Genomic DNA, 8,449 nt, shown 5'->3' on the forward strand with positions numbered 1-8,449 from the left:
GGGGCCAGCCTACGGAGCGCGGCGGCCCGCGCGTGCCGTGCGTGGCGACGGCGCCGGAAGCCGGCCCGGAGACGACGAGAGCGCAGGCGGTCGAGGGTCTCGACACGGCCTGCGCTCGCGGGTGGTGGGCGATACTGGGTTCGAACCAGTGACCTCCTCGGTGTGAACGAGGCGCTCTACCACTGAGCCAATCGCCCGGGTGTGAAGCCGGTGCCCCGACGGGGCGAGCACCGATGTTACCAGCGGCTGCGGGTGTCGCCGACACACGCCGCGCGAGCCGACCTACGCTGCCGGGATGCTCGCACCAGGACTGTCGATGCTGTGGGAGGACGCCGACCCGACGCACGCGCTGCCGGCCCGCTTCGGCCTCGCGGACCTGCCGGCGGCCACGTCCTGGCTGACGGCGGTGCTCGCCGAGGACTGGGGGCTGCGCATCTTTGGCTGCGACCGCTGGGTGATCTCCGCGACCAACGCCATCGCGTGGGTCACGAGCGACGACGGACCCCTCGTGGTCAAGGTCGCGGCCGACGAGCCCACCTTCGAGCGCCTCGCGGCGATCGCCACGCTCCTCGGCGACCTGGACGCGCCGGGGCTTCCGGTGGCGGCGCCGCTGCCCGCTCGGTCCTCGGCGCGGCGGGTGGTCCGGCGCTCCGACCGCGCCCTGTCGGTCGCGGTGCTGCCCCTGGTCGAGGGCGTTCACCTCGACGTCGCCGACCTCGCGGCCGTGCGCGCGACCGGCACGCTGGTCGCACGGCTGCACCTGGCGCTGGCAGAGGTCGACCCGGCGCCGTTCGGACCCGGCCGGCTCGACCGGCTCACCCCGGACGAGCACCGGCGCGCGGCGTGGTTGCACGGGCTGCCGGCCGGACGGGCGCCGCGCGCCCACGCGCGGCTGACGGACCTGCTCACGACGCTGCCGCCGCCCGCGCCGCCCCGCCAGCTCGTGCACGGCGACGTCCGCGGCGCGAACGTGCTCGTGCGCGACGGGCGCGTCGCCGCGCTCCTCGACTTCGACGAGCTGGGGCTCGGCAGCCCGACCGCCGAGCTGGCGACGGCGGCGGTCCTGCTCGCCACGCAGTTCCGGCGGTGGCCACCGGCGCCGCCGGCGGCGCAGCACGCGCTGCTCGCCGGGTACGAGGATGTGCTCCCGCTCGACGACGCCGAGCGCGGCTGGTGGACCGCGACGCGGCTGCGTGTCGGGCTCGGTCAGATCCCGACCGGTGCCGACCCCCACGGCTGGGCGGACGCCGTCGACGCGTGGGCGCACGACCCCGCCGGCTGACGCGCGCGCACGCTCAGGGGTCGAGCTGCTCGCGGCTGCGGCGGTCGAACTCCTCGGCCATCCGCAGCGTCAGCGGCCCGGGCTGCAGCTCGCGGTCGTCGACCGCGGCGATCGGGGTCATGCCACGCGTGCTCGAGGTCAGCGCCGCGTGCTCGGCCTCGTGGATCGCGGCCAGCGGGAGCGTCTGCTCCCGCACCTCGATCCCGGCGTCGGCCGCCCACTCGAGCACGAGCGCGCGCGTGACGCCGGCGAGGCAGCCGGAGTCGAGCGGCGGCGTGAGGATTGCGCCGTCGCGCTCGACGAACACGTTCGTCCCGGTGCCCTCGCAGAGCTCGCCGCGGGTGTTGGCGAAGATCGCCTCGCGCGCGCCGCGCTGCTGGGCGTGCGCGAGCGCGACGACGTTCTCGGCGTAGGAGGTCGTCTTGAGCCCGGCGATCGCCGAGCGCTCGTTGCGCACCCAGGGCACGACGACGACGCGCACCGGGCCGGGCGCGCGGGTCGGGCCGGCGGCGACGATGAGCGTGCCCGAGCCGGGCGTGCGGTCCGACCCGAGCGGGCCGGGCCCGGCCGTCCACGTGATCCGCAGCCGCCCGAGACCGCCGCCCTGCTCGCGCCAGCGCTGCTCGACGGCGGCGACCGCGTCGCGTACACGCCCCTCCTCGGGCGGCTCCAGCCCGAGCCCCTCGGCCGAGCGGGACAACCGCGCGAGGTGGCGGGTGAGTGCGAAGGTCCGCCCGTCGAGGAGCTCGCAGGTCTCGAACACGCCGTCACCGACCGTGATGCCGTGGTCGAGCGCGGAGACCAGCGGGGCGTCCGGCTCGTGGAAGGTGCCGTCGACGTGGAGCAGCAGCGGTGCAGCGGTCATGGGTTCAGCCTCCACCCTCGGGGCCGCTCGACGCCAACGCGACGAGCCGGGCGGCCTTGAGCTCGGTCTCCTCCCACTCCCGCTGCGGGTCGCTCCCCCACGTGATCCCGGCGCCGGTCCCGAACCGCAGCAGCCCCTCCTCCCACCAGAAGGTGCGGATCCCGACGGCGAGCCGCGCGGCGCCGCGGTCGGCGTCCACCCAGCCGATCTGGCCGCAGTAGGGACCTCGCGGTGCGGTCTCGAGCCGCTCGATCACCCGTAGCGCCGACGACTTCGGCGCACCCGACACCGAGCCCGGCGGGTGCGCGGCGGCGAGCAGCGCCGGCCAGCCGGCCGCGGTGGGGTCCAGCAGCCGGCCGCGCACGCGCGAGACGAGATGCACCAGGCCTGGGTGCTGCTCGAGCGCGAGCAGGTCGGTGACCTCGACCGTGCCCGGAGCGCACACGCGCTGCAGGTCGTTGCGCACGAGGTCGGTGATCATGACGTTCTCGGCGCGGTCCTTGTCGGCGAGGCCCGCCGGCGTGGCCGCCGTGCCCTTGATCGGCCCGGACGTCACCCACCCGTCGGCGACCTCCAGCGACAGCTCGGGCGAGGCGCTCACGACCCAGGCGCCCGGGTCCGCAGGACCGGTGGCGCCCGCCGGGACGTCGACGAGCGCCGCGTACGGCGCCGGGTTGCCGGTCGCGAGCCGGACGGCGAGACCGAGCGGGTCCGGGCGCACGCCGTCGGTCGGCGCCGAGAGGACCCGGCAGATGTTCGCCTGGTACACCTCGCCCTCCGCGATCGCCTCGCGCACCCGGGCGACGGCGTCGACGTAGACGTCCCGCGACATCGAGCTGCGCCACGACGACCGCGCCGGGCCGGTCCACGACGCACCGTCTCGCACGACCTCCTCGGTGGCCTCCACACGCGCCATCCGCCACGCGTGCCACGGCCCGTCGAACCCCGCGACGACGACCCACCATCCGCCCTGGGCGAACGCGTCGGGCCGCTCGCGCAGGTCGACGTGCTCGACCACCTCGGTGGCCCGCAAGCCGCGGAACCACGCCCTTCCCGGGGCACGCGTGGACGTCACGCGACCACGCTACGGGGCGCCCGCCCGAGACCGTGGACGTCCGCTCCGCGACACACCGGAGAGGCTCAGTTGGACTCTTCGGCCCGGACTGGGTTAGCATCGTCGCCGCGCCACCACGCAGGGGGGAAGCCCCCGGAACGGTGGTCGCACGCGGACGTGGCTCAGTTGGTAGAGCATCACCTTGCCAAGGTGAGGGTCGCGGGTTCGAGTCCCGTCGTCCGCTCGAGATCGGTGGCCCAGCAGGGGATCCAGCGCGGGGTGTCACTCAGCACTTGACAGCACTGACGACACTGCGACACCGGATCACATGGTGGGTTGGCCGAGAGGCGAGGCAGCGGCCTGCAAAGCCGTATACACGGGTTCGAATCCCGTACCCACCTCGCACGGGCGATTGGCGCAGCGGTAGCGCGCTTCCCTGACACGGAAGAGGTCACTGGTTCGATCCCAGTATCGCCCACTGCTGGACCAGCCGTGAGGGCTGGACCGGGTGGCCGTCGAGGCGCCCGTCAGCAGCACCCCGACGCGTGTCCGCGTCGCGCACATCTGTCCGTCGAGCCGTCGCGCTCGACGTAGTGGAGACCCAGTGCCCTCATCTCAGGCCCGTCTGCTCGACCGCCGCGCCGCGCGCGGCGACGAGGCGGCGCCGATCATCCCGATCCTCGCCCGCAAGGTGCGCGAGGTCGAGGCGAAGGCCGCCCGCGGCAAGGTCGGACCGACCAACCGCACGCGCTTCCAGGTGATCGCGCTGCTCGTCCGTGAGGAACGCGCCCGGGTCAAGAACGACCCGAACCTCTCCTCCGCCGCGCGGGCCGAGCTGCTCAAGCGCCTCGACGGCGTCGCGACCATCCTCGCGCGCACCGCCGCGCGGGACACCTCGCTGCTCACGCTGCTCGACCCGGCCACGACGCCGGGCCCGGCCGCGCAGCGCATGCGGCTCGACTGGCTGCTCGACTCCGGCGCCGAGCTCAGCGCCGAGGAGATGGAGATCAAGGCGCCCCAGCCGGCCCGCCCCGCGGTGGTGCCGGAGGCGCTCGCCGAGCGCCAGGTCGTGCCGCCCTCGGTCAAGCGGCGTCTCAAGGCCAACCCGTTCCTGGCCCCCGCGATCCGTGAGCCGGAGCCGCCGCTGACCGGTCGGCTCAACGGCTGGGACCTCATGGAGCCGCTGTACCGCAGCTTCGAGCAGGGAGCGGGCGGCGGCGCGGCGTCGATGGAGCTGCCGCCGATGCCGCGGTTCGACAGGTTCTCGCCGCGCGGCCTGGACCTCATGCCGCACCAGGTGCGGCTGCTGGAGGCCGTCCGCCGCGGCCACCGCACGTTCCTGCTCGCCGACGAGCCCGGTCTGGGAAAGACCGCGCAGTCGGTGCTGGCGGCGTCGGTGGCGGGCGCCTTCCCGATGCTCGCGATCGTCCCGAACGTCGTCAAGATCAACTGGGCCCGCGAGGTCGAGCGCTGGACGCCGGGTCGCAAGGTCACGGTCATCCACGGCGACGGCGACGACATGGACGCGTTCGCCGACGTCTTCGTCGTCAACTACGAGATCCTCGACCGCCACCTGTCCTGGCTGATGCGGTTCGGGTTCCGCTCGATGGTCGTCGACGAGGCCCACTTCATCAAGAACCTCAGCTCGCAGCGCAGCCAGCACGTGCTCGCGCTCGCCGAGCAGGTGCGTGCGACCGCCCCCGGCGGCCGGCCGCTGCTGATGGCGCTGACCGGGACGCCGCTGATCAACGACGTCGAGGACTTCCACGCGATCTGGAAGTTCCTCGGCTGGGTCGACGGCAACCAGCCCTCGCGGGAGCTGATGCGCAAGCTCGAGGCGATCGGGCTCACGCCCGCCGACCGCGGCTTCTACCCCGAGGCGCGGGCCGCCGTCATCTCGATGGGCATCGTGCGCCGTCTCAAGACCGAGGTCGCGAAGGACCTGCCGGCACGCCGCATCGCCGACCTGCCGGTCGAGCTGGACGACGACCTGGGCCGCTCGATCCGCCAGGCCGAGCGCGAGCTCGGCGCGCGGCTCGCGCAGCGCTACCGCAAGCTCTGGGAGACGCGTCACCCGGGCGAGCCGGAGCCGTTCGAGCCCGACCTGGACATCATGCGCTCGGTCGCCACGGCCGAGCTGGAGTCTTCGCGCAACGCCTCCGGCGGCGGCGAGAACGTCTTCACGATGGTCCGCCGGATCGGCCAGGCCAAGGCGGCGCTGGCGTCCGACTACACCGCGCAGCTGGCCCGCTCGGTCGGCAAGGTCGTCTTCTTCGCCAAGCACATCGACGTCATGGACACCGCCGAGCGCGCGCTCGCGGAGGCGGGTCTGAAGACGGTGTCGATCCGCGGCGAGCAGACGAGCACCGCGCGCCAGAAGGCGATCGACGCGTTCACCAACGACCCGGAGGTCTCGGTCGCGGTCTGCTCGCTCACCGCGGCGGGCGTCGGCCTCAACCTGCACGCGGCGTCGAACGTCGTGCTGGCGGAGCTGTCCTGGACGGCGGCCGAGCAGGCGCAGGCGATCGACCGCGTGCACCGCATCGGTCAGGAGCAGCCGGTGACCGCGTGGCGCATCCTCGCCGCGCACACGATCGACACCAAGATCGCCGAGCTGATCGACGCCAAGCAGGGCCTCGCGGCGCGCGCGCTCGACGGCAGCGACACCGAGGTCGTCTCGACGACGTCGGTGCAGCTCGACGCGCTCGTGCACCTCATGCACGAGGCGCTCACGCGCTGAGCGCGGGCTCCAGCCTCACGACGACCGACTTCGACGTCGGGGTGTTGCTCCCCCGCGCCACCGAGTCCAGCGGCACCAGCACGTTGGTCTCCGGGTAGTACGCGGCCGCGCACCCGACCGCCGTCGGGTAGGCGACGACACGGAAGCCCGGGGCGCGGCGCTCGACGCCGTCGCGCCACTCGGACACGAGGTCGACCAGCTGGCCGTCGCCCACCCCGAGCCGCTCGACGTCGGCCGGGTTGACGAGCACGACGCGGCGGCCGTGGTGGATGCCGCGGTACCGGTCGCTGTCGCCGTAGATCGTGGTGTTGTACTGGTCGTGGCTGCGGATCGTCTGCAGCAGCACCCGGCCCTCGGGCAGCGCCGGGTAGGTCAGCGGGTTGACGGTCAGCCGTGCCCGGCCGGACGGCGTCGGGAACCGGCGCTCGTCGCGCGGCGGGTGCGGCAGCACGAAACCGCCCGGCCGGTCGAGCCGGCGCTCGTAGTCCTCGAAGCCCGGCACGACCGCCTCGATGTGCCGCCGGATCAGCCGGTAGTCGGCCTGCAGGGCGGTCCAGTCCGCGCGCGGGGCCCTGCTCGCGAAGCGCGGCCGGGCGAGCACCTCGCGCGCCAGCCCCGCGACGATCGCGACCTCGCTGCGCACGTGCGGCGACGGTGGCCGCAGCCGTCCGGTGGAGGCGTGCACCACCGACATCGAGTCCTCGACGCTGACGCGCTGCGGCCCACCGGCCTGCACGTCGGCGTCCGTGCGACCCAGCGCGGGCAGGATCAGCGCGCGTCGCCCGGTGACGACGTGCGACCGGTTGAGCTTCGTCGAGACCTGCACGGTGAGCCGGCAGCGGCGCACCGCGGCCTCGGTGACGGCCGTGTCGGGCGTGGCGCGCAGGAAGTTGCCGCCCATCGACACGAACACGCCGACCTGGCCGTCGCGCATGGCGCGGATCGCCCGGACCGTGTCGTAGCCGTGGTGGCGCGGTGAGGAGAACGCGAACTCGGCGTCGAGCCGGTCGAGGAAGTCGTCGGGCATCCGCTCGAAGATGCCCATCGTGCGGTCGCCCTGCACGTTGGAGTGCCCGCGCACCGGGCACACCCCGGCGCCCCGGCGGCCGATGTTGCCCTGCAGCAGCAGCACGTTGACGATCTCGCGGATCATGTCGGTGGCGTGCTCGTGCTGGGTGAGCCCCATCGCCCAGCACACGATCGTCGCCGGGGAGGCGACCATCTCCTCCCCCAGCGCCCGCACCTGCGCCTCGGTCAGCCCCGTCGCTGTCTCGATCTCCGCCCACGGCACCGCGCGCACGTGCGCCGCGTACTCCTCGAAGCCCTCGCAGTGCTCGGTGACGAACGCGTGGTCGATCACGCCGCCGTCGCGCTCGTCGGCCTCCAGCAGGTGCTTGCCGACCCCGATGAACAGACCCAGGTCGCCGCCGAGACGGATCGGCTGGTGCAGGTCGGACAACCGCTCGCCGCTGCCGAGGAGCCCGGCGGGGCGCTGCGGGTCGCGGAACTCGAGCAGGCCGGCCTCCGGCAGCGGGTTGACGGAGACGATGCGTGCGCCGTGACGCTTGGCGCGCGCCAGCGCCGACAGCATCCGCGGGTGGTTCGTGCCGGGGTTCTGACCGGCGACGACGATCAGTCGCGCCGCGTGCACGTCCTCCAGGGTCACCGAGCCCTTGCCGATCCCGATCGTCTCGCCCAGCGCGGTGCCGGAGCTCTCGTGGCACATGTTCGAGCAGTCGGGCAGGTTGTTCGTGCCGAGGCCGCGGACGAGGAGCTGGTAGAGGAAGGCCGCCTCGTTCGAGGTGCGGCCGGAGGTGTAGAAGACCGCCTCGTCGGGCGAGCCGAGCGCCTCCAGCTCGTCGGCGACCAGCGTGAACGCGTCGTCCCAGGTGATCGGGCGGTAGTGGGTGCCGCCCTCGTCGAGCACCATCGGGTGGGTGATCCGGCCCTGCTGCCCCAGCCAGTAGTCGTCCCGCTCGGCGAGGTCGGCGAGCGAGTGCTCGGCGAAGAACGACGGCGTCACCCGGCGCGTCGTGGCCTCCTCGGCGACCGCCTTGGCACCGTTCTCGCAGAACTCGGCCGGGCTGCGGTGCTCCGGGTCCGGCCACGCGCACCCCGGGCAGTCGAAGCCGTGGTGCTGGTTGATCCGCGCGAGCGTGCGCGCCGTGCGTGCCGCGCCCATCTGCTCGACGGAGACCCGCAGCGCGTTGACGACCGCGGGCAGCCCCGCGGCCGTGCGCTCGGGAGCCTCGACGTGCAGCCGGGACTCGTCGATCCCCTTCTCGGGTGGGCGACCCATCGGACCTCCTCGCTCCTGCGCCGACCCTAGCGCCGTGTCGTCCGCGGGCGGGGCGTCGCGGCCGACCCGTCGCCGTGCTAGATGTACTCGGTCAGCACGTTGGTGACAGTCGGCTGATCGGTGGCTTGCCTCCGCAGGCGGTGTGGGCTCGAGCGTAGTTGTAGTGCTTGAGCCATGGGGCCAGCGCGTCGGCTCGGGCGGTGTTCGAG

The 8,449-nt window shown here is 73.8% G+C and carries 5 protein-coding genes, 4 tRNA genes and 1 pseudogene; 5 read left to right on the forward strand and 5 right to left on the reverse strand.

Annotated features, from left to right (window positions below; genetic code table 11):
• Positions 1 to 122: 122 nt before the first annotated feature.
• Positions 123 to 197, reverse strand: a tRNA-Val gene (locus GPA02_RS17110).
• Positions 198 to 295: 98 nt separating this feature from the next.
• Here GPA02_RS17110 and GPA02_RS17115 point away from each other — a divergent pair.
• On the forward strand, positions 296 to 1,282 hold the full coding sequence (locus tag GPA02_RS17115; RefSeq protein ID WP_156201657.1) for a phosphotransferase enzyme family protein: 987 nt from the start codon (positions 296 to 298) through the stop codon (positions 1,280 to 1,282).
• Between the two features lie 13 nt (positions 1,283 to 1,295).
• On the opposite strand, the gene GPA02_RS17120 is transcribed toward GPA02_RS17115, so the two are convergent.
• Together GPA02_RS17120 and GPA02_RS17125 are read right to left on the reverse strand one after the other, a co-directional pair.
• The gene (locus GPA02_RS17120) at positions 1,296 to 2,147 is read right to left on the reverse strand and encodes an aminotransferase class IV (protein ID WP_193567883.1); all 852 of its coding nucleotides are present in this window, start codon (positions 2,145 to 2,147) and stop codon (positions 1,296 to 1,298) included.
• A 4-nt stretch (positions 2,148 to 2,151) separates the two neighbouring features.
• Positions 2,152 to 3,222 carry a chorismate-binding protein gene (locus GPA02_RS17125; RefSeq protein ID WP_156201658.1) on the reverse strand — a complete coding sequence of 357 codons (1,071 nt, stop codon included), beginning with the start codon at positions 3,220 to 3,222 and terminating at the stop codon, positions 2,152 to 2,154.
• A gap of 150 nt (positions 3,223 to 3,372) precedes the next feature.
• On the opposite strand from GPA02_RS17125, the gene GPA02_RS17130 reads away from it, so the two are divergent.
• From GPA02_RS17130 to GPA02_RS17145, 4 genes are all read left to right on the forward strand, one after another.
• Positions 3,373 to 3,445 (forward strand) — tRNA-Gly (locus GPA02_RS17130).
• An 86-nt stretch (positions 3,446 to 3,531) separates the two neighbouring features.
• A tRNA-Cys gene (locus GPA02_RS17135) sits at positions 3,532 to 3,602 on the forward strand.
• A gap of 5 nt (positions 3,603 to 3,607) precedes the next feature.
• Positions 3,608 to 3,679 (forward strand) — tRNA-Val (locus GPA02_RS17140).
• Between the two features lie 126 nt (positions 3,680 to 3,805).
• Complete coding sequence (locus GPA02_RS17145) at positions 3,806 to 5,941, forward strand: DEAD/DEAH box helicase (protein ID WP_156201659.1); 2,136 nt, start codon at positions 3,806 to 3,808, stop codon at positions 5,939 to 5,941.
• Here GPA02_RS17145 and GPA02_RS17150 read toward each other — a convergent pair.
• Both GPA02_RS17150 and GPA02_RS17155 read right to left on the reverse strand, forming a co-directional pair.
• Positions 5,931 to 8,240, reverse strand: a complete 2,310-nt coding sequence (locus GPA02_RS17150) for an FdhF/YdeP family oxidoreductase (protein WP_156201660.1) — start codon at positions 8,238 to 8,240, stop codon at positions 5,931 to 5,933. The two genes, GPA02_RS17145 and GPA02_RS17150, sit on opposite strands and share 11 nt — an antisense overlap.
• A 91-nt stretch (positions 8,241 to 8,331) precedes the next feature.
• Positions 8,332 to 8,449, reverse strand: a pseudogene (locus GPA02_RS17155) (IS481 family transposase); the annotation flags it as partial.

The organism is Actinotalea caeni, assembly GCF_009733795.1.
In the GTDB taxonomy this organism is placed as follows: Bacteria; Actinomycetota; Actinomycetes; order Actinomycetales; family Beutenbergiaceae; genus Pseudactinotalea; species Pseudactinotalea caeni.

Excerpts from the sequence above, each read along its gene's own strand:
- GPA02_RS17115 (WP_156201657.1), top strand. The coding sequence starts at position 296 with ATGCTCGCACCAGGACTGTCGATGCTGTGGGAGGACGCCGACCCGACG.
- GPA02_RS17120 (WP_193567883.1), bottom strand. The coding sequence starts at position 2,147 with ATGACCGCTGCACCGCTGCTGCTCCACGTCGACGGCACCTTCCACGAG.
- GPA02_RS17150 (WP_156201660.1), bottom strand. The coding sequence starts at position 8,240 with ATGGGTCGCCCACCCGAGAAGGGGATCGACGAGTCCCGGCTGCACGTC.